The organism is Kitasatospora sp. NPDC041988, from assembly GCF_055588525.1.
Map to the genome: position 1 here is coordinate 87,320 of NZ_JBVJCO010000013.1, position 19,716 is coordinate 107,035.

General features: G+C 73.4%; 14 protein-coding genes. 6 read left to right on the plus strand and 8 right to left on the minus strand.

Annotated features, from left to right (window positions below):
- The first annotated feature begins 38 nt into the window (after positions 1-38).
- On the plus strand, positions 39-338 hold the full coding sequence (locus tag ACZ6NC_RS15715) for a metal-dependent hydrolase (RefSeq protein WP_465732929.1): 300 nt from the start codon (positions 39-41) through the stop codon (positions 336-338).
- Between the two features lie 194 nt (positions 339-532).
- Here ACZ6NC_RS15715 and ACZ6NC_RS15720 read toward each other — a convergent pair whose 3' ends face one another.
- From ACZ6NC_RS15720 to nhaA, 4 genes are all read right to left on the minus strand, one after another.
- Positions 533-742, minus strand: coding sequence for a hypothetical protein (locus ACZ6NC_RS15720; protein WP_465732931.1), 210 nt, complete (start codon positions 740-742; stop codon positions 533-535).
- A 261-nt stretch (positions 743-1,003) separates the two neighbouring features.
- Positions 1,004-2,050 (minus strand): alpha/beta fold hydrolase, encoded by a 1,047-nt coding sequence (locus ACZ6NC_RS15725; protein ID WP_465732933.1) that lies wholly within the window; start codon positions 2,048-2,050, stop codon positions 1,004-1,006.
- A gap of 246 nt (positions 2,051-2,296) precedes the next feature.
- Positions 2,297-2,773, minus strand: coding sequence for a phage holin family protein (locus ACZ6NC_RS15730; RefSeq protein ID WP_465732935.1), 477 nt, complete (start codon positions 2,771-2,773; stop codon positions 2,297-2,299).
- Between the two features lie 215 nt (positions 2,774-2,988).
- Positions 2,989-4,389 carry a Na+/H+ antiporter NhaA gene (gene nhaA, locus ACZ6NC_RS15735; protein ID WP_465732937.1) on the minus strand — a complete coding sequence of 467 codons (1,401 nt, stop codon included), beginning with the start codon at positions 4,387-4,389 and terminating at the stop codon, positions 2,989-2,991.
- A gap of 625 nt (positions 4,390-5,014) precedes the next feature.
- Here nhaA and ACZ6NC_RS15740 point away from each other — a divergent pair.
- Positions 5,015-6,208, plus strand: coding sequence for a serine hydrolase domain-containing protein (locus ACZ6NC_RS15740; RefSeq protein ID WP_465732939.1), 1,194 nt, complete (start codon positions 5,015-5,017; stop codon positions 6,206-6,208).
- Positions 6,209-6,400: 192 nt separating this feature from the next.
- Here the strand turns inward: ACZ6NC_RS15740 and acs are convergent, their stop codons facing one another.
- From acs to ACZ6NC_RS15755, 3 genes are all read right to left on the minus strand, one after another.
- Positions 6,401-8,356 (minus strand): acetate--CoA ligase, encoded by a 1,956-nt coding sequence (gene acs, locus ACZ6NC_RS15745; protein WP_465732941.1) that lies wholly within the window; start codon positions 8,354-8,356, stop codon positions 6,401-6,403.
- Positions 8,357-8,578: 222 nt separating this feature from the next.
- On the minus strand, positions 8,579-10,987 hold the full coding sequence (locus ACZ6NC_RS15750; RefSeq protein WP_465732943.1) for a SulP family inorganic anion transporter: 2,409 nt from the start codon (positions 10,985-10,987) through the stop codon (positions 8,579-8,581).
- Between the two features lie 495 nt (positions 10,988-11,482).
- On the minus strand, positions 11,483-12,472 hold the full coding sequence (locus ACZ6NC_RS15755) for an ATP-binding protein (RefSeq protein WP_465732945.1): 990 nt from the start codon (positions 12,470-12,472) through the stop codon (positions 11,483-11,485).
- A gap of 267 nt (positions 12,473-12,739) precedes the next feature.
- Between ACZ6NC_RS15755 and ACZ6NC_RS15760 the strand changes: the two genes are divergently transcribed.
- A complete protein-coding gene (locus ACZ6NC_RS15760) occupies positions 12,740-13,633 on the plus strand; it encodes a Fic family protein (RefSeq protein ID WP_465732947.1) in 894 nt (297 codons plus the stop codon).
- 500 nt (positions 13,634-14,133) lie between these two features.
- On the opposite strand, the gene ACZ6NC_RS15765 is transcribed toward ACZ6NC_RS15760, so the two are convergent.
- On the minus strand, positions 14,134-14,895 hold the full coding sequence (locus tag ACZ6NC_RS15765) for an HAD family hydrolase (RefSeq protein ID WP_465733088.1): 762 nt from the start codon (positions 14,893-14,895) through the stop codon (positions 14,134-14,136).
- A gap of 918 nt (positions 14,896-15,813) precedes the next feature.
- On the opposite strand from ACZ6NC_RS15765, the gene ssd reads away from it, so the two are divergent.
- From ssd to ACZ6NC_RS15780, 3 genes are all read left to right on the plus strand, one after another.
- Positions 15,814-16,938 (plus strand): septum site-determining protein Ssd, encoded by a 1,125-nt coding sequence (gene ssd, locus ACZ6NC_RS15770; protein WP_465732949.1) that lies wholly within the window; start codon positions 15,814-15,816, stop codon positions 16,936-16,938.
- Positions 16,938-18,299, plus strand: coding sequence for a TadA family conjugal transfer-associated ATPase (locus ACZ6NC_RS15775; RefSeq protein ID WP_465732951.1), 1,362 nt, complete (start codon positions 16,938-16,940; stop codon positions 18,297-18,299). The genes ssd and ACZ6NC_RS15775 overlap by 1 nt, the downstream gene beginning before the upstream one ends.
- A gap of 117 nt (positions 18,300-18,416) precedes the next feature.
- Positions 18,417-19,493 (plus strand): type II secretion system F family protein, encoded by a 1,077-nt coding sequence (locus tag ACZ6NC_RS15780; RefSeq protein ID WP_465732953.1) that lies wholly within the window; start codon positions 18,417-18,419, stop codon positions 19,491-19,493.
- Positions 19,494-19,716: the final 223 nt, after the last annotated feature.

Genomic DNA, 19,716 nt, shown 5'->3' on the forward strand with positions numbered 1-19,716 from the left:
GGGCCCTGCGGCTGCACCCGCCGGGGGACGGCCCGACGATGTGGATCACCGTCATCGGCCTGGCCGTGCTGGGCACCGCCGGGATCAACACCCGGATGCCGAACGCGCCGGGCTGGCTGCCGTACGCGGTGGCGCTGGGCACGCTGGCGCACCTGTTGGGCGACTGCCTGACGAAGAAGGGCGCGCCGCTGCTCCGGCCGCACGAGGAACGCTACGAGGTGGTGCTGATCAAGCGCAGCGGCAACGACACCGAGACCAGGGTGCTGGCGCCGATCATGTCGGTGGCGACCTTCGTGCTGCTCTGGTTCACGGCGCTGTCGCCGACGGTGGTGAACTGACCCGCCGGGTGGATCGACCCGTCTGTGGACTGGCCCGTCTGCTGGACCGACCGTCCGGTGAACCGACCCGCGGGGTGAACCGACCCGCGGGGTGAACCGACCCGCCTCGGGAACGGTCCGCGGGGTGAACCGACCCGCCTCGGGAACGGTCCGCTGTGAGCGGGATCCGCCTCGGGGGAGCGCGGCGCGAGGTCTCAGGTCTCGCGCCGCAGCCGTGCGCCCACCCAGCGGGCCCGGCGGCCGAGGATGCGCGGGATGCCGAGCTCCCGCTGCGCCGAGCGCTGACGGCGGTCCACGCCGTCGTATCCGAGGTCGTCCGCCCAGTCGGGGCGGTGGCCGGACCTCTGCGAGCTGTTGTGGCTTCGGCCGCGCGGAGCGCTGCCGCGATCGGGCATCCAGGTCATACCGCAATGGATGCCCCTGGGCCGGTCGGCGTAACCGCCCGCGCCGGAGGCAACTTGTCCTATGCGTTTGTCATATGAGCGCACTGTAACGGGAGTTGGGGCCTGAACCCCCGGGTAGGGGTCGGTCCCGCACTCATCCCGTCGGCGGCCAAGCCGCCCGGGCGGTCGAACCCGCGGTGACCGGGGTCTGCGGCGGCCGAGGCCTGCGGCGACCGAGGGCCTGCGGTCGTCGCGGGCCCTCGGTTTCCGGCCGTCGGCGGCTCAGTCCTTGTGGCGGCCGATCCAGTCCAGCAGCTCGGCGGTGAACTCCGCCGGTGCCTCCTCGTGCGGGAAGTGCCCGATCCCCGGCATCAGCCGCCAGCGGTACGGCGCGGCCACGTACTCGCCGCCGCCGAGCGCGGTGTGCGACAGCAGCACCGGGTCCGAGGCGCCCTGGACGTGCAAGGTGGGCGCGGTGACCGGCTTCTTCATCCGGCGGGCGAACTGGATGCCGTCCGGGCGGGCCATCGACCGCAACAGCCAGCGGTACGGCTCGATCGAGCAGTGCGCGGTGCTGGGGATCTGGATCGCCTGCCGGTACGCGGCCACCGCCGCCCGGTCCAGCTGGTCGGGGCCGGTCCAGGCGTCCAGGTAGCGGCCGATCAGCGCGGCGTCGTCGGCCACCAGGCGCCGTTCCGGTATCCACGGCCGCTGGAAGCCCAGGACGTGGTCGAAAGCGGCGATCTGGCGGCGGTCGGTCAGCAGCGCCCGGCGCAGGTCGCGCGGGTGCGCGGCGGAGACCACGGTGAGGCTCTGGATCACCGATGGCCGCATCACCGCCGCCACCCACGCCAGCGTGCCGCCGGAGGCGTGGCCCACCAGGTGGGCCCGGCGTTCGCCGAGCGAGCGGATCACACCGGTGATGTCCAGCGCGAGGTTGCCCGGGTCGTACCCGCGCGGGGTGCGGTCGCTGCCGCCGACGCCCCGCAGATCGAGAGCGACGGCCCGGTAGCCGGCCTCGGCGAGCGCGGTCAGCTGGTGGCGCCAGGCCCACCAGTACTCCGGCCAGCCGTGCACCAGCAGGACCAGCGGGCCCTTGCCCAGCTCGGCGATGTGGAACCTGGCGCCGTTGGCCGCGAGGTCGCGGTGCGTCCAGGGTCCCGTCTGCCGGACGTCCCAGGCGGACTCCGGCTTGGTCGCCGCGGTGCCGTCCTCGGCGACCGCGGTCGCGCTGTCGGCAGCCTCGTCAACGGCGTCCTGGCCGCCCGTGCGGTCGGGGCCGGAGTCGGCGGACGGCTGCGCGGGCACGGGCTTCTGGTCGAGCGGCATACCGAGAGCGTGTCACATCCGTACACCGGACACGCGCCCGGCACTCGGTCTCGGTGCGTCAGGCCACGGCAGGGCCGCCGTCCGACGCCCCGCCCCAACCTGTCGGCCGGCCCGGGCGACGGCCGCCCGTCCGGCCCGCCCGTGCGGCCCGTTGCCCGGGGCGCCGCCGTCCGGCCCGTCGTCCCGGGCGCCCCGGACGACAACGGCGCGTGCCGATGGGCGGGACCGGCGGGCGTACTGCGGGGCTTACGGGATGCGGCCCAGGGCCCGGTCGATCTCCTCCTGGGTGGCGGGGCGCGGGCGGGCGTTCTTCAGCACGTCGGCGGTCTTCTGGGCGCCCTCGATGGTGCGCTGGGGCTTCTGGATCCGCTTGAACGAGCGCAGCGCCAGCAGGCCGAGCAGCACCGCCAGCAGCAGGTACGCGCCGGCCACGATCAGGAACGACCAGCCGAGCGAGAGGCCCAGCGCGTGGATCCCGTAGGCCGCCGCGGCGCTGAGCATCGGCACGGAGGCCAGCGCCACCACGCCGGCGACCATCAGCGAGACCCCGCCGGAGACGCCGCGCTTGACGTCCGCGCGCAGCTCGGCCTTGGCGAGCGCGATCTCGTCGTGGACCAGGGCGGACAGGTCGGCGGTGGCCGCCGCGAACAGCTGCCCCACCGAACGCTCGCCCTCGTAGGGCGCCCGGCCGTTGCTGGACGGGTCTGCGGCTCCTGCGGGCATCAGCGGTTCTCCTCTGCGGCTGTGCGGCGTGACGCCGCCGTGCGGTGCGGTTCCGGGGGCCGGTGGGGGCCCGGAGGCGTCTGTGGACTGTCGACAGCTCAGAATCATGCCCCCAGCGGTCAGTCGCACACCACTCCGGGGCCCCGCCGGGGGGACGTGTCCCCCTGTATCCCCGTTGCTTTCCCCTTGCCTCCCGCGCGGTGGGGCCGGGCGTCTCAGCGGCGGGCGGCCGGTCCGGACGGGGCGTCACCGCCCGGACCACCCTCCGCAGGGCGGTCGGCCAGCTTCGCCGTCCGGGCCCGCCAGGCCGGATCGTCCTGCTGGTAGACGTCGGGGATACCGTCGTCGTCGATGTCGCGGTCCTCCTCCTCGCACAGCTCGCGGTAGTGCCGGTTGCGCAGCTTCAGCAGCACGGTGGCGACCAGCGCGCAGAGCAGCGAACCCACCAGGACGGCGGCCTTGGCCCGGTCGGCGAGCGCCGGGTCGTCCGCGAAGGCCAGTTCGCTGATCAGCAGCGAGACGGTGAAGCCGATGCCGGCCACCACCGCGACGGCGAACATGTCGGCCCACTTGAGCTGCGGGTTCAGCTCGGCGCGGGTGAAGCGGGCGACCAGCCAGGTGCCGCCGAAGATGCCGACGGTCTTGCCGACCAGCAGGCCGAGGATGATCCCGAGCGGGGTGGCCTGGGTGAACACCTCTCCCAGCGCCGGTCCGGTGATCGTGACCCCGGCGGCGAACAGGGCGAAGACGGGGACGGCGAACCCGGCCGAGACGGGGCGGACCAGGTGCTCGATGTGCTCGCCGGGGGATTGCTCCTCGTCGCCGATCCGGTGGCAGCGGAGGATCAGGCCCATCGCGACGCCCGCCACCGTGGCGTGCACGCCGCTCTCGTGCATCAGCGCCCAGATCACGAAGGCCAGCGGCACGTACAGGTACCAGCCGTGCACGCCTCGCCGGTGCAGGAACCAGAACAGCACCAGGCCGGCGAAGGCCAGCCCGAGCGCCCAGAACTTGATGCCGGAGCTGTAGAAGATCGCGATGATCAGGATCGCGATCAGGTCGTCCACCACGGCGAGGGTGAGCAGGAACGCCCGCAGCGCGGACGGCAGGTGGCTGCCGACCACGGCCAGCACACCGAGGGCGAAGGCGATGTCGGTCGCGGTCGGGATCGCCCAGCCGCTCGGGTGCCCGCCGCTGCCGGAGTTGACCACGGCGAAGAGGATCGCAGGCAGTGCGACGCCGCAGACCGCGGCTATGACGGGCAGCAGGGCGGCGCTCGGGCTGCGCAGTTCGCCGGCCACGAACTCGCGCTTGAGCTCGATGCCGGCCACGAAGAAGAAGATCGTCAGCAGGCCGTCCTTGGCCCAGGCGTCCAGGCTGAGATCCAGGTGGAGCGGGGTGGACGGCCCGATGGTGTAGTCGAGGACACTCTCGTACGCCTGCGGCCAGACATTGGCCCAGATCAGGGCCGTCACGGCGGCGACGAGGAGCAGGATGCCGCCGACCGTCTCGGTGCGCAGGGCGTCGGTGATGTACCTGCGCTCGGGGAAGGACAGCCTGCCGAGGAGCTGGCGGCGTCGGGTCGTCGGCTCGTTGACGGGCGGCTGGCTGGCCACGCGTGACCTCCTGGGGCGGGAACGGTGTACGGATGCACCTGTGGTGCAGTGCCGACCAGACTTCCCGGCGCGCCCTGTGACGCAGCGGATTTCCGTGGTGGATCCGGGAGGTCTTCCCTGGATGCTCCGACGGGGATCTTGATGCGTCTTTGACATTCTAGCCGGAAGCACAAGCGGGCATGCTTCTTGTCATATTTCAGGACTTAAGACCTGACGGCCTGTTCTGCTCGACGCGTGGCACCCCACGGCAGCCGATGACACCCGAATGGAGCCGGCCGCATGCAGACGGGTGAATGCCTCCCTATCGTCGATCGCAGGCGCTGCCCCGTCCGGGTGGCGCGATTCCCCGTTGCCACCGCTGCGCCGCCGAGGCGCAGCCGGGTACTGGAGGCACGACGATGCCCAGACCGCCCCTCTTACCGCTCACCCCGTCCTTACCGCTCACCCCGTCCTTACCGCTCACCCCGTCCGCGTGGCCGCCCCGGCGGAACGCGGACCTTCGGTGCAGCACGGAGAACCGCCGGAGTGCGGAGCTTCGGTGGAGCACCGAGATCCCCCGCAGTACGGACATTCGTCGGAGCGCGCGGATCCGCCGCAGTACGGGGCTTCAGTGGAGCGCGGACCGATGAACGGTTCGGCCCTTCGTCCTGTTGCCGACGCCCCGGCCACCGAGCCGGGCCCGGACCTCGACCACCTGCTCCGCCCGCTGTTCCACGCCGCCGCCCCGGGCGGAGGCGCCGCCGTCGTGGTGATCCGCGGCGACGAACGGACGGTCGCCTGCCGCGGCCACTCCGACTGCTCCCGTGAACGCCCCGTCCGCGCCGACACCAGGTTCGAGCTCGGCTCCGTCACCAAGACGTTCACCGGGCTCCTGCTCGCCGAGATGGCCGCCCGGGGCGAGGTCGGCTACGACGACCCGATCGACCGCTACCTGCCCGTCGACGCCGCCCCCGGCTACCCGCACGAGCGGCCGATCACCCTGCTCCACCTGGCCACCCACACCTCGGGACTGCCCCGGCTGCCGGTCGGCCTGCTGCCGGCGATGGCCCCGCGCTGGTTCACCAGCCCGTACGCCACCTTCGGCCCGGCCCACCTGCTCAGGGCCCTGCCCCGGACCCCCGTCCGCGGGACCCCGGGCGCGCAGGTGCGCTACTCCAACCTCGGCTGCGGGCTGCTCGGCCTGCTGCCGGCCAACGCGGCCGGCCAGCGCTACGACGACCTGCTGGAGGCCCGGGTCTGCGGGCCGCTCGGCCTGGTGGACACCTCCTGCGGCCCCGGCCGCGAGGACGCCGCCGGCTACCGTCGCGGCCGTCGCGTCCCGTCCTTTCGCCTGCCCGCCCTGCCCGGTGCGGCCGCGTTGCGTTCCACGGCGGACGACATGCTCCGCTACCTGCAGGCGCACCTGGCGCTGGACGCCATCCCGCTGCCCGAACGGGCCGACGCGGCGGCGCTGCGGACGGCGCTCGGCGAGGTCCGGCGCCCGCGGGCCGGCCGGCGGCGCGGCGGGACGCGGATCTGCCTGGGCTGGAACCACCGCTCCGTCCCGGGAGGGGCGGGAGCTGCAGCGGCCGCCTGGCAGGCTGATGACCAGCCCGACGACCAGTCCGCCGAGCCGCCTGAGGAGCGGGCGGACGAGGTCGTCTACCACGCGGGCGCCACCCGGGGGTTCACCACCTTCGTCGGCTTCAGCCCCCGCGCGCAGGTGGGGCTGGCGGTGATGGCGGGCACCCCGCCGCCGCGCAGCCGCGGCTTCGTACAGAGCGCGTACGACACGCTGCGCAGCCTGGTCGCGGAGCGCCGGGAGGCCGCGGAGGACTAGCGCGCATGCCGGCCTGGCCGTGTCGGCCTGGCACGTGTTGGCCCGGCACGTGTCGGTCCAACACGTAGCGGTCCAGCGTGTGTCGGCCTGGCGCCCGTCATGCCGGGGCAGGTGTGAACGGCGCGGGCAGGTGTGAACGGCGCTGCCCCGGACGGTCACGACCGTCCGGGGCACCGCCGTTCACGACGTGCGTCAGCCCTGGCTGCCCGCAGGCGGGAGCTGGGACTGGATCAGGTTCATCACCGTGCTGTCGGCCAGCGTGGTGGTGTCGCCGACCTCGCGGCCCTCGGCGATGTCGCGCAGCAGGCGGCGCATGATCTTGCCGGAGCGGGTCTTCGGCAGCTCGCCGACCACCTTGATCTGCTTCGGCTTGGCGATCGGGCCGAGCGTCCGGCCGACGTGCGCCCGCAGCTCCTCGACCAGCTCGGGGCTGTCGGTGGCGGTGCCGCGCAGGATGACGAAGGCGACGATCGCCTGGCCGGTGGTGGCGTCGGTGGCGCCGACCACGGCGGACTCGGCGACGGCCGGGTGGCCGACCAGGGCCGACTCGACCTCGGTGGTCGAGATGTTGTGGCCGGAGACCAGCATGACGTCGTCGACCCGGCCGAGCAGCCAGATGTCGCCGTCCTCGTCCTTCTTGGCGCCGTCACCGGCGAAGTAGCGGCCCGCGAAGCGCGACCAGTAGGTGTCGATGTAACGCTGGTCATCGCCCCAGATGGTGCGCAGCATGGACGGCCACGGCTCGGTGAGCACCAGGTAGCCGCCGGAGCCGTTCGGGACCTCGCGGGCCTCGTCGTCGACGACGGTGGCGGCGATGCCCGGCAGGGCGCGCTGGGCGGAGCCCGGCTTGGTCTCGGTGACGCCCGGCAGCGGGCTGATCATGATCGCGCCGGTCTCGGTCTGCCACCAGGTGTCCACGATCGGGGTCTTGCCGGCGCCGATGTGCTCGCGGTACCAGATCCACGCCTCGGGGTTGATCGGCTCGCCGACGCTGCCCAGCACCCGTAGCGAGGAGAGGTCGAACTTTGCGGGGATGTCGTCTCCCCACTTCATGAAGGTGCGGATCGCGGTGGGCGCGGTGTAGAGGATCGTGACGCCGTACTTCTGGACGACCTCCCAGAACCGGCCCTGGTGCGGGGTGTCCGGGGTGCCCTCGTAGATGACCTGGGTGGCGCCGTTGGAGAGCGGGCCGTAGACGATGTACGAGTGGCCGGTGACCCAGCCGATGTCGGCGGTGCACCAGTAGACGTCGGTCTCCGGCTTGAGGTCGAAGACGGCGTGGTGGGTGTAGCTGGCCTGGGTGAGGTAGCCGCCCGTGGTGTGCAGGATGCCCTTGGGCTTACCGGTGGTGCCGGAGGTGTAGAGGATGAAGAGCGGGTGCTCGGCCTCGTGCGCCTCGGGGGTGTGCTCGGTGGACTGACGCTCGGTGATCTCGTGCCACCAGACGTCGCGGCCCTCGGTCCAGGAGATCTCCTGGCCGGTGCGGCGGACGACCAGGACGTGCTCGACCCCGTCGGCCTTGGTCAACGCCTCGTCGATGGCGGGCTTGAGCGCGGACGGCTTGCCGCGGCGGTAGCCCCCGTCGGCGGTGATGACCAGCTTGGCCTGGGCGTCCTGGATGCGGGAGGCCACGGCGTCGGCGGAGAAGCCGCCGAAGACCACGGAGTGGGTGGCGCCGATCCGGGCGCAGGCGAGCATCGCGACGACCGCCTCGGCGATCATCGGCAGGTAGATCGCGACCCGGTCGCCCTTGGCGATACCGAGCTCCAGCAGCGCGTTGGCGGCCTGCGAGACGTCGTCCTTGAGCTGGGCGTAGGTGATCGAGCGGCTGTCGCCGGGCTCGCCCTCGAAGTGGATGGCGACGCGGTCGCCGTTGCCCGCCTCGACGTGGCGGTCGACGCAGTTGTACGCCACGTTGAGCTTGCCGTCGGCGAACCACTTGGCGAACGGCGGGTTGGACCAGTCCAGCGTCTCGGTGGGCTCGACGGCCCAGCTGAGGCGGCGGGCCTGCTCGGCCCAGAAGCCCAGGCGGTCCTCGGAGGCCTGCGCGTACGCGGCCGCGGTGACGTTGGCGGCTGCGGCGAGCTCTGCCGGCGGGGCGAATCGCCGTTCCTCCTTGAGCAGGTTGGCCAGGCTCTCGTTGCTCAACGCGCACTCCTCATCGAGTCATGATCGGGATCATTCCCGTGCGTGGGGATTGTCCCGTGTGTCCCAGCGCACAGCTCACCAGGCGAAGCGGTCAGTTGACAAGAGGCTCCGGGGAATTGGTGTAGACCTTTGACCGAGAGTCGAACGGGTTGGTCGAAGAAACGGTCGAACGATGAGGTGGGCCCGCACCCCTGCCCGCCAGGTCGGGCGCGGGCCCGGCTCTCAGGCGGCCAGCCCGGGATCGCCCCCGGCGACGGTCGTGCCGGCGGCCTGTAGGTCCGCCGCGGAGATCTGTTCGATTTCGTTCACCCGCTCGGGCGTGTCGCAGGGCGCCGACCCGATCGCACCGGCGTCGAGCGCCTCGACCGGGCTGAACCCGCCGCTCTCGTGGTCCAGCACGTAGGCCTGGGCGGTGGCGAAGTCGAAGTACATGCCGACCAGCCGTAGCGTGCCCTCGGCGACCCGGCGCTCCACCGCGGGGTTCGCCAGCAGCTGGTCCAGCTGCTGGACCACGTTGGTGATGCAGAGCTGCTCGACCAGATCGACCACTGGGCGGGCGGTGAACTCGGCGGGGGCGCGGCGCAGCCGGTCGAGCGCGCCGCGGCCGTTGCGCAGCCAGCGGGCCAGCGGGGTGGGCGGCCCCGGGCGCTCGTGCACGCCGTCCAGCAGGGCCTTCATCGCGCCGCAGCCGGAGTGCCCGCAGACCGTGATGGACCGCACCTCCAGCACCTCCACGGCGTACTGCACCGCGGCGGCCACCGAGTCGTCGGCGGCGCCCGGCTCGAACGGCGCGGGTACCAGGTTGCCGACGTTGCGCACGGTGAAGAGGTCGCCCGGGCCGCTGTTGGTGATCATGCTGGTGACCATCCGCGAGTCCGCGCAGGTGAGGAAGAGCTGGGAGGGCGTCTGCCCCTCCCGGGCCAGCCGGGCCAGCTCGGGGCGGACCAGCGGGGCGGTGTGCAGCTGGAACCCGCGGAGGCCGTCCAGCAGCCGGCCGTGCGGATCCTCCTGCTGCTCGATGCAGTGGTGGCCGACCCACGGCGTCCACGCCCGGCAGCGGTGCGGGCCGGGGGAGCTGCCCGTCCGGATCGTCCCGTCCGGGTCGAGGACTTCCTCGTCCTGGCGCCGCGTCATCATCGACACCCGGCCGCCGGCCGCCTGGTGGCCCGCCCGCCAGCTGTGCAGCGTCTCGTACGCCGCGTGGTCCAGGAAGGAGCCGTCGTGGACGACCGCGACGTCGGCGGTGGCGGGGATGCCGGCCAGCGCGCGGCTCAGCCGGGGCACCGCGGTGAAGGTGAGCGGGCCGTGCGTCTGCACCGTGACGGAGCCGTCCGGGCCGGACAGGACGTCCACGTGGGCGCGGGTCAGGCGGTAGAGCGCGAGCAGCACGGCCGTCGCCGTGCCCAGCGCCACACCCAGCAGGACGCCCAGCAACACCACACCGAGGACGGTGGCCAGGTAGACCGGGAACTCGCGGTGCCGGTGCACCTTGCGGATGTGCGCGAAGCTCACCATCTGCAGGCCGACGACCAGGACCAGGGCGGCGAGCGCGGAGAGCGGGATCTTGCGCAGCCCGCCGGTGAGTGCCAGGGCCGCGGCGAGTACCCAGACGCCGTGGAGGATCGAGGCCCAGCGGCTCTGCGCCCCGGCCCGGACGTTGGCCGTGCTGCGTACCGCGCCACCGGCGATCGGCAGCCCGCCGAGCAGGCCGCTGACCATGTTGGCGATGCCCTGGCCGCGCAGCTCGCGGTCGAGGTTCCCGGTGCGGTGCGACATCCGGTCGACCGCGACGGCGGAGAGCAGCGACTCGACGCTTGCCACGGCGGTGACGGTCAGTACGGCGGCCAGGACCGCGGCGAGCGGCCCGTGGGGCAGGTCGGGGACGAGATCGTGCGGCTGCCAGGCGGGCAGTTCGACCCGGGCGAGGTGCAGGCCGAGGGTCATGGAGAGCGCGGTGGCGGCGGCGACGGCCGCGAGCGGGCCCGGCACCTTGGCCAGCCGGCCGCCGAACTCCCCGGCCCTGCCCGGGAGTCGGCTGAGCCGGGGCCAGCTGAGCAGTACCGCCGCGGTGACCGTGCCGACGGCCAGTGCGGGCGGGTGCGGGCCCGCCAACTGGCCGGGCAGGGCGAGCAGATTGGCCAGCGCAGAGCTCTGCGGGGAGCCGCCGAGGACGACGTGCAGCTGCGCGATGGCGATGGTCAGGCCGACGCCGGCCAGCATGCCGTGGACGATGGCGGGCGAGACGGCGAGCGCGGTGCGGGCGACCCGCCGGACGCCGAGCAGGAGTTGGAGCAGCCCGGCGGCGAGCGTGATGGCGCAGGTGGCCTGCCAGCCGTACTGGGTGATCAGCCCGGCGGTGATCACGGTCAGTGCGGCGGAGGGGCCGCTGACCTGGAGGGGGGTGCCGCCGAAGAGGCCGACCACGATGCCGCCGACGGCTGCCGCGGCGAGGCCGGCGGTGAGCGGGGCGCCGGTGGCCAGGGCGATGCCGAGGGAGAACGGCACCGCGATCAGGAAGACCACCAGGGAGGCGGAGAGGTCCTGCGCCCAGCGGGTGCGGGAGTTCGGGCCCGGCGGGGCGTGGTCGTTGGTGTCGGAGGCGATGGGTGCGCTGGAGATGTCGAGGGTCATTGTCTTCCCGTCTTTTCCGGGGGAACGAACGCAGTCAGGTCCGGTGGTGAGTCCGGTTGGGGCTCGGGGGAGCCGGATCGGCTGTCGTGGGTCGCGACGGTGTGGCGGGATGGCGTGGGCGCGGCGGGGAGTGCGGGTGTCACCGGCCGGGCCGTGGACCATCAGTGGGCCTCGGAAGGCATTGGACGGCCATGCCTCTGAGAGGACCATCAAGACTCGGTAAACCGAGGGTAATGAAAGCTTTGCACAGCGTCACCTCGGGCGGTAGCGCTGAACCCATGGATTCACCCCATTGGGTGGTAGTCGAACTGACGGGAATCTGCTGACGCCCGGACTGGGCGGTCGGGGTCCGGTCGGGGTGCGCGAAAACGGGCTACGGCCTCCCTCCGGGTGGAGGAAGGCCGCAGCCCGTTCGGTGCCCCGCTCGCCGTCCTTCTGGTGTGTGTGGTCAGGCCACGCGCGTCGTCAGGCGGTGCGTGCTGTCGGTGGGACGGGTCAGTGCGCACCGGCCGTGGCGGGCTGCTCGCCACCGAGCACGAATCCGTGGTCCACCTGGGTGCCGAGGTCGATGCCGACCTTGGCGTTGGCCCAGCTCTCGGCGTTGCGGAGGTGGAAGAGGACGGCCTGCTCGGTGTAGCGGAGGGCGTCCCGCCGGTCGTGGGCGGCATCGGCCTCGCTGCGAAGCAGCTCCAGCACCGCGCGGTTGCCCGGTTCCAGTGCCCGCAGCGGCGGCTCGGCGCCCTGCTCCAGCCGGCGCACCCAGTCGGAGTGGCCGAAGGTGGTCAGCAGGTCCTCGCCGACCTCGCGGTGGAGGAACTCCAGGTCGTCGGGGCCCTGCACCTTGTTGCCGATCACCCGGAGCTCCACGCCGAAGTCGCGCGCGTAGTCCTTGTACTGGCGGTACACCGAGACGCCCTTGCGGGTCGGCTCGGCGACCAGGAAGGTCACGTCGAACCGGGTGAACAGCCCGGAGGCGAAGGAGTCGGAGCCCGCCGTCATGTCGGTGACGACGTACTCGTCCCGGCCGTCGACCAGGTGGTTGAGCAGCAACTCGACCGCGCCGACCTTGGAGTGGTAGCAGGCGACGCCGAGGTCCTCCTCGGTGAAGGCGCCGGTGGCCAGCAGGCGGACCGACCCCTCGTCCAGCGCGATCGGCCGGGCGCAGGCCGCGTACACCGGGTTCTCCTCGACGATCCGGAGCAGGCGCGAACCGCGGCCGGGCGGCGTGGTCTTGATCATCTCCTCGGAGGACCGGATCAGCGGGTTGCTGCCGCGCAGGTACTCCTTGATCTCGGGCAGCTGGGCGCCGAGCGAGGGCAGCTGCGCGGCCTGGGCATCCGTCAGGCCCAGGGCGGGGCCGAGGTGCTGGTTGATGTCGGCGTCGACGGCGATGACCGGGCGGCCCGCGGCGGCCAGGTGGCGGATGAACAGTGCGGACAGCGTGGTCTTGCCGCTGCCACCCTTGCCGACGAAGGCGATCTTCATCTGGGACTCCGGCTCTCGCTCTGGGGCCCATGCGCGGGGCCGCTTGCTCGATGCCTCGTCGCGCTGCTTCCGCGTCGCCCTTCCGTGCCGCTTCCGCCCTGCGCCGAGGCCGACGATTTCCAGAGTTGGAAATCGTTATCGTCTCCGATAGTGCTTATGCTATCCGGGGTTTCGGGCTCCCTGCCGGAGGGGAGTGAGGATTGCCTCTAACGGGTGATTCGGGGTTGCTGTTCCGGGAGGGGCCCCTCTTTCATTACCCTCGGGTAGGTGAGCACTGGAACAGATCCCCTCGCCCCGCTGGCCCAGCTCCCCGGGGTGCCCGACGCGGTGGCCGAGGTGCGCAAGGCCGTCGACCGCCTCTACGGGCACCGGGTGATGCGCCGCCGCGCGGCCGAGGTCACCTCCGAATCCGCGTTGCGCGGCGCCCGCGCGTCCGCGGCGCTGGCCGGGGCGGACTGGCCGCTGGAGGAGGTCCGGCGCCGCAGCGACTTCAGCGCCGACCACGAGTCGCGCACGGTCGGCGCCGCGCTGCGGATCGCCGCCGAATCCGGCCAGCTGCTGAGCGTCTGGCGGCACTCGCCGCTCCAGGTGCTGGCCCGGCTGCACCTGCTGGCGGTCGGTGACGCCGACGCCGTCGCGGGGCGGCCGCGGCAGGCCGGTGAGGCCGTCGAGGAGCTGTTCCCGCTGGAGCTCAAGCCGGTGGAGAGCGTCGAGGCCGACCCCGCGGCCGGCGAGCCGGTGCCCGCCCTGCCGCCGGCCCCAGGGGCAGAGGAGGTCGCCGCCCGGCTCGACCAGCTCTCCCGGCTGCTGGTCGCCCGCGCCGAGGGCCAGGGCGTGGGGACGCCGGCCCTGGTGGTGGCTTCGGTGGTGCACGGGGAGCTGCTCGCGCTGCGGCCGTTCGGCTCGTACAACGGCGTGATCGCGCGGGCCGCGCAGCGGATCGTGCTGCTCGCGGAGGGGCTCGACCCGAAGTCGATCTGCCCGGCCGAGGTCGGGCTCGCGGAGCTAGGAACGGACGCCTACCGGCGGGCGCTGGCCGGCTACCTGGCGGGGACGGAGGAGGGCCTGGCGGCCTGGATCGGGTACTGCGGCCGGGCGCTGCGGCTCGGCGTGCGGGAGAGCACGGCCGTCTGCGAGGCGATGCAGCGCGGCATGGTCTGACCGGAGCTCCGCAGGCCAGGTCCTGGCGTGCTCGCCGGGGCCTGGCCTCCGGACCGTGCTGCTGGCCGGGCCCGAACAGCGAGATGCGGCGGCACCTGATCCTGCCGGGTGCCGCCGCTGGTACAGGTACCGGGTGACCAAGCATGCACCGGAAGTGCCCATCAGACGGGGATCCTGCCCGTTCGTCTGGTGCGGCGGCCCGACAGCGGGTCGGCTGCATGTGGGTGCTCGGTTATCTGTACGCGGTCCGTGGGGCCTGAACTGCGTTGTCGGTTTGACCTCTTCGGGTCCTGACCGGGTCTCGCGGGCCGTGCTTCATTTGTATCGCGTTTCGGGCGAAAGGGGAACCCGAAACGAGAAGTCTTCGGCTTTTGCCCGTTTTGTACCAAACCGCACTGGTTGGGGTTGTTGTGCGCAGGGGCCCTGGGGTCGGGCCAGGAGGCCCCTCAGGCTCCTCGGGCAGCCGGGGCGGAGGCCGCCCGGGCGGGGCGAGCGGTCGGTCAGGCGGACGGGCGGCGGCGCCGCGCCGCGTACCAGATCACCCCGGCGGTCAGCACCGCCGTACCGATCGCCACCGCGGTCAGCACCGACCGGCTCGGCGCGGAGAACTCCGGGAGCCGCCGCCGCAGTTCCACCGGGCGGTCGAAGACCAGCACCGGCCACTCGCGCGCCACCGCCTCCTTGCGCAGGGCGCGGTCCGGGTTGACGGCGGACGGGTGGCCCACCGCCTCCAGCAGCGGCAGGTCGGTGGACGAGTCGCTGTAGGCGTAGCACTCGGCGAGGTCGTAGCCCTCGGACTCGGCCAACTCCCGGATGGCAGCTGCCTTGTTCTCGGCATAGGCGTAGTACTCGATCTCGCCGGTGTAGCAGCCGTCCTCGATCTTCAGCCGGGTGGCGATCACATGGTCCGCGCCGAGCAGCGCGCCGATCGGCTCGACCACCTCGGAGCCGGAGCTGCTGACGATCACCACGTCGCGGCCGGCCGCATGGTGCTGCTCGATCAGCGAAGCGGCCTCGTCGTAGATGATCGGGTCGATCAGGTTGTGCAGGGTCTCGGCGACGATCTCGCGGACCTGCTGGACGTTCCAGCCCCGGGTGAGCGCGGAGAGGTACTCGCGCATCTTCTCCATCTGGTCGTGGTCCGCACCGCCGACCAGGAAGACGAACTGGGCGTAGGCGCTGCGCAGTACGGCCCGACGGTTGATCAGACCGCCCTGGTAGAAGGGCCGGCTGAAGGCGAGGGCGCTCGACTTGGCGATGATGGTCTTGTCGAGATCGAAAAAGGCCGCCGTCCGGGGGCCGGCCGGGCGCGGGCGGGCGGCCGGGGGCGTCGGGGCGGCGCTCTCGGCCGGCTCGGCGGGCTCGGCGGTGGAGTCCGGGGACTTGTCGGCGTACTCGTCGGCGTTCTCGGTGGTGTCCACGGGAACCGAGGATAGAGGGCACCACAAAACAGCCCGCCATTCGGCGTACTCGTGGGCGTGCGGGTTTGTGTTTCTGGCCGCTCGGGTACACCATGGAAGTCACGGATCGTTCGCGACCGTGCTAACCCGGTCCGGCTCCTCCCCCCCGAGTCGGGCTGTGGATAGACGACCCCCGCTCTCCCCCCCGGCGGGGGTCGTCGCACGTCCGGGGCCATTTTCAGGGCTTGAACGGCTTCTGCGGAGGATTCCGCACCCGGCCCGCCGGACGTCTACAGGGGGTGTCGGGGCGCGGCCCCACCCGTCCACTTTCGTCACTCTGTGTTGCCGGTTGCTCATCGCTGCCCGGGGTCCGCGCGAGGGTCCGAAGAGGCCGGTAAGAACCCTCGGAGAGATCCCGAAGAGATCCTTCGAGTGACTCCGGAGAGAGGGCGGGGATGGCCCGGGGAGCATCCTTGCGGGCCCTGTCGAGAGCCGGCCGTGCCCCGTGCGGGCCGTGCCTGTTTCTTCTCAGTGAGGCCGTTTCGTCAATTCTTTGCTCAATAGCCCCCCGTCCGGGTGAACGTAGTTATCCACAGGCCCGAGTTGTCCACAGGGATTCGGAACCGGGCTGACGGAATCAGGATCACCCCCCACCGTGATGGACGGCAGCGGTTGCCGGGCCCCGCAAGCGGGGCGCTCCCGGTCGGCCGCCTGCCGGACCCATCCGGACGTGTGCCCGTACCGCCCTGCGCGGACGGGCGCCGCACAGGGGAGACCGCTATGTCGACACCGATCACCGGCCATGCCGCCACCCACGGGCCGGAGGCCGCCGGCCCGCTCGTCGTCACCGAGGACGAGAGCCTGGCCGAGCACCTGCTGCGGCTCTGCGCGGCGGCCGGGACGGAACCCCGGCTGATCCGGGGCGCCCCGCCGCCGCGTGGGCTCTGGGAGGGCTCGTCGCTCGTGCTGGTCGGGGACGACCAGGCCGAGCGGTGCGCCGGGCTCCCCCGGCGCACCGGGGTGCTGCTGCTCGGGCTGGACCTCGACGATCCCGGGGTCTGGGTCAGAGCCGTCCAACTCGGCGCCGAGCACGTGCTGTTCCTGCCTGACGCCGAGGCCTGGCTGCTCGACCGGATCGCCGACGCCGCGGAGGGCGTCGGCACACCGGCGCTCACCGTCGCGGTGCTCGGCGGCCGTGGCGGGGCAGGCGCCTCCACCCTGGCCTGCGCGCTCGCGGTCACGGCAGCGCGCACGGGCCGGCGGACCATACTCGTCGACGGCGATCCGCTGGGCGGCGGGCTCGACATCCTGCTCGGCGGCGAGACGGCCGGCGGCCTGCGCTGGCCCGACCTGGCCGGCTCGCGCGGCCGGGTCAGTGGTGCCGAGCTGGCCAGGGCGCTGCCGGTGCTGAAACGGCTGACCGCGCTGTCCTGCCTGTCCTGGGACCGCGGCGACACGCTCGCCGTGCCACCCGAGGCCATGCGCAGCGTGCTGGCCGCCGCCCGTCGGCGCGGTGGCCTGGTCGTGGTCGACGTGCCGCGCCACCTCGACCCGGCGGCCGGGCAGGCACTGGAGCAGTCCGACACCGCGCTCCTGGTGGTGCCGGCCGAGCTGAGAGCGGTGGCCGCCGCCGACCGGGTCGCGGCGTCCGTCCGGATGCGGCTCGACGACGTCCGGATGGTGGCGCGCCCGTCGCGGCCGTTCGGGCTCCCGGCCCATCGGATCGCGCGCGGGCTGCGGCTCCGGCTCGCCGGAGAGCTCGAGGCGGAGCCCGGGCTGGCCGCCGACGTCGAGCAGGGCGTGCCGCCCGGGATCCGTGAGAACGGCCCGCTGGCGCGCTTCTGCGAAACCTTCCTTGACGAGGTGCTGCCGCCGGTTCCGGCGGTCGGAGGAGGTGTCTACTGATGGTCCGTCTGCGCAGAACAGGCAATGCGGCCGGGGGCGGTCAAGGTGCCGGTGCCGGTGTCCGGGGCAGCGGTGCGCGGGAGCACCGGCTGCTCAGGAGCGTCACGGCGACCGGCGGGCCCCCGGAGACGGGCTCGCGGCCGGAGCCGCCCCCGTACGGTCGGACGGCCCGGGAGGAGCGCACCGCGGCGCTGGTCGACGCCGTACGGCTCAGGCTGGCCGAGTCCGGGGCGGCGCCGACGGCCGGGTCCGTCGCCGCGGTGCTGCGGGCCACCCGGCCGCCGCTCGGCGGCGACGAAGTCCTCGACACCGTGCGATCGCTGCGCGCCGAGCTGGTGGGTGCGGGCCCGCTGGACCGGCTGCTGGCGGCGCCGGATGTCACGGACGTGCTGGTCAACGGCCCGGACGAGGTCTGGGTCGACCGGGGCGGCGGGCTGCGGCGGGCCGTCGGCGTCCGATTCACCGACGCCGAGGCGGTCCGGCGGCTGGCCCACCGGCTCGCGACCGCGGCCGGGCGGCGGCTGGACGACGCCCGCCCCTGGGTGGACGCCCGACTGCCCGACGGCACCCGGCTGCACGCGGTGCTGCCGCCGATCGCCACCGGCTGTACCCACATCTCCCTGCGGGTCTGCCGGCCGCGCCCGTTCACGCTCGACGAGCTGGTGGCCGGCGGGGCCCTGCCCGCGGCCGGTGCCGAACTGCTGGCGGGCATCCTGCGGGCCCGGCTGTCCCTGTTGATCAGTGGCGGGACGGGGACGGGAAAGACAACCCTCTTGGCGGCGTTGCTCGGGCTGGCCGGGCCGGACGAGCGGATCGTCGTCGTGGAGGATTCGGCCGAGCTGCAACCGGCCCACCCGCACGTGGTCCGGCTGCAGAGCCGCCCGCCCAACCAGGAGGGGCTCGGCGAGCTCACCCTGCGCGACCTCGTCCGGCAGGCCCTTCGGATGCGCCCCGACCGGCTGGTCGTCGGTGAGGTCCGGGGCGCCGAAGTCTCGGACCTGCTGGCCGCGTTGAACACCGGCCACGAGGGTGGTTGCGGCACCGTGCACGCGAACACCGCGGCGGACGTGCCGGTCCGGCTGGAGGCGCTCGGGTCACTCGCCGGGCTGGACCGGCCGGCCCTGCACAGCCAACTCCGGGCCGCGCTCGACCTGGTGGTGCACCTGGTGCGGGAGCCGGCCTCCGGACGGCGCCGGGTCGCCGAGATCCACACGCTGGCCGGCGATCGCGAGGGCCTGGCCGTCACCACCTCGGCGGTGACCTTCGCGGCGGACGGCACAGCCCTCCCCGGCGAGGGCTGGGAGCGGCTGCTCCGGCTGCTGGCGGCGCGCGGAGTGACGCTCGCGGGCGGGCTGCCGTGACGGCGGTACGGGCCACGGAGGTGCTGTTCGTCCTGCTGCTGTGCGGGTGTGCGGTGGGTGCGTTGGCACTGCTCGGGCCATGGCGAAGGAAGGCCGGGGAGAAGGGTGGTCACTGACATGACGGAAGCTCAGTTGGTGCTGTGCTGGGCGATGGTGCTCTGCGTCGCGGCGTCGGCCGGGTGGTACGCCCTGCAGCGGGCGGTGGCGGGCACTCGCCGACACATGCTCCTGCCGGCCGGTGGCGGCCGTGGGGGAGGTGGCGGCAGCGGGGAGGTGGCCGCGCGCCGGGGCCCGGCGGTGGGTGGTGCCTGGCGGAGGCCGCTCCGCAGGCCCGACTGGCTGGTGCCTGAACTGCTGCTGGTCCCGGCAGGGTTGGCGGCGTGGCCGGGGACCGGATCGCCCGTCCCGGTACTGGCGGCCTCACTGGCCTGCCTTCCGCTGCGCCGCTGGCGGCAGCGGCGCAGCGTGACGGCGGAGGCCCGGCAGCGGGCGTCGGCGATCGTCGAGCTCTGTGCCGGGCTGGCAGGGGAGTTGCGGAGTGGCGCGACACCCGAACAAGCGCTGCATGTGGTGACGACGCGCATTGCCGCAGACCGCGAGACGCTGCGCCGGATCGGCGAGGAGCCGGTGGCCCGTCTGGCGGCCGGCCGCTACGGCGGGGATGTCCCGCTGGCGTTCCAGCTGCTCGCGGAGCTGCCGGGCGGCAGCGGGGCGACTGCGATCGCCGCCTGCTGGCGGGTCACTGCCGACGGGGGTTCGGGTCTGGCGGCCGGGCTGGACGGGGTCGCCGAGGCGCTGCGCGCGGAGCAGGCGCTGGCCGAGGAGATCACCGCGGAGCTGGCGGCGCCGCGGACCACGATCGCCGTCCTGGCGGCGCTCCCCGCCGCCGGGCTGCTGCTCGGGGTGGCGCTCGGGGCTCGGCCGGTGGCCGTCCTGCTCCACACCCCCGCCGGGCTGGCCTGCCTGGCGGGCGGGGCGGCCCTGGAGGGACTGGGCCTGGCGTGGACGGCGCGGATCGTCCGGGCGGCGGCGCGAGGGGCCGTGGAGGCGCCCAGCAGCGGTGAACGGGAGGAGCATGCGGCCGGGGCCGGGGCCGGCGATGACTATGGCGGGTGGCGGTGCGGCATCTCGCGTGCGAAGACGCGGTTGGGGCGCCCGAGCGGGTCGTTTCGGGCCGAGGTGATGTCGACGTGAAGCCGGGGGCCGGCTGGGCCGTCCTGGTCCCGGCGGTGCCGATGGCGGCAGCGGGAGCATTGGTCCTGCGGCGAGGGGTGGTGCGGTGGACGGGGCGTCGGAGGTCGGCCTGGATCCGTGCCCGGGGCCGGCCCCTTGGTCGGGCCGCTCGGCGGCGGGTCGGGCCGGTGCGGGGCAGGTGGGCTGCGCGGCTCCCGGCGCCGGGGACCGGCGCCGCGGGGCG

Bases quoted from the DNA above. Each gene is read 5' to 3' on its own strand.
- ACZ6NC_RS15720 (WP_465732931.1), bottom strand. From the start codon at position 742: ATGACCTGGATGCCCGATCGCGGCAGCGCTCCGCGCGGCCGAAGCCAC.
- ACZ6NC_RS15730 (WP_465732935.1), bottom strand. From the start codon at position 2,773: ATGCCCGCAGGAGCCGCAGACCCGTCCAGCAACGGCCGGGCGCCCTAC.
- ACZ6NC_RS15755 (WP_465732945.1), bottom strand. From the start codon at position 12,472: ATGAAGATCGCCTTCGTCGGCAAGGGTGGCAGCGGCAAGACCACGCTG.
- ssd (WP_465732949.1), top strand. From the start codon at position 15,814: ATGTCGACACCGATCACCGGCCATGCCGCCACCCACGGGCCGGAGGCC.
- ACZ6NC_RS15780 (WP_465732953.1), top strand. From the start codon at position 18,417: ATGACGGAAGCTCAGTTGGTGCTGTGCTGGGCGATGGTGCTCTGCGTC.
- ACZ6NC_RS15725 (WP_465732933.1), bottom strand. From the start codon at position 2,050: ATGCCGCTCGACCAGAAGCCCGTGCCCGCGCAGCCGTCCGCCGACTCC.
- ACZ6NC_RS15750 (WP_465732943.1), bottom strand. From the start codon at position 10,987: ATGACCCTCGACATCTCCAGCGCACCCATCGCCTCCGACACCAACGAC.
- ACZ6NC_RS15715 (WP_465732929.1), top strand. From the start codon at position 39: ATGTGGATCACCGTCATCGGCCTGGCCGTGCTGGGCACCGCCGGGATC.
- ACZ6NC_RS15740 (WP_465732939.1), top strand. From the start codon at position 5,015: ATGAACGGTTCGGCCCTTCGTCCTGTTGCCGACGCCCCGGCCACCGAG.
- ACZ6NC_RS15775 (WP_465732951.1), top strand. From the start codon at position 16,938: ATGGTCCGTCTGCGCAGAACAGGCAATGCGGCCGGGGGCGGTCAAGGT.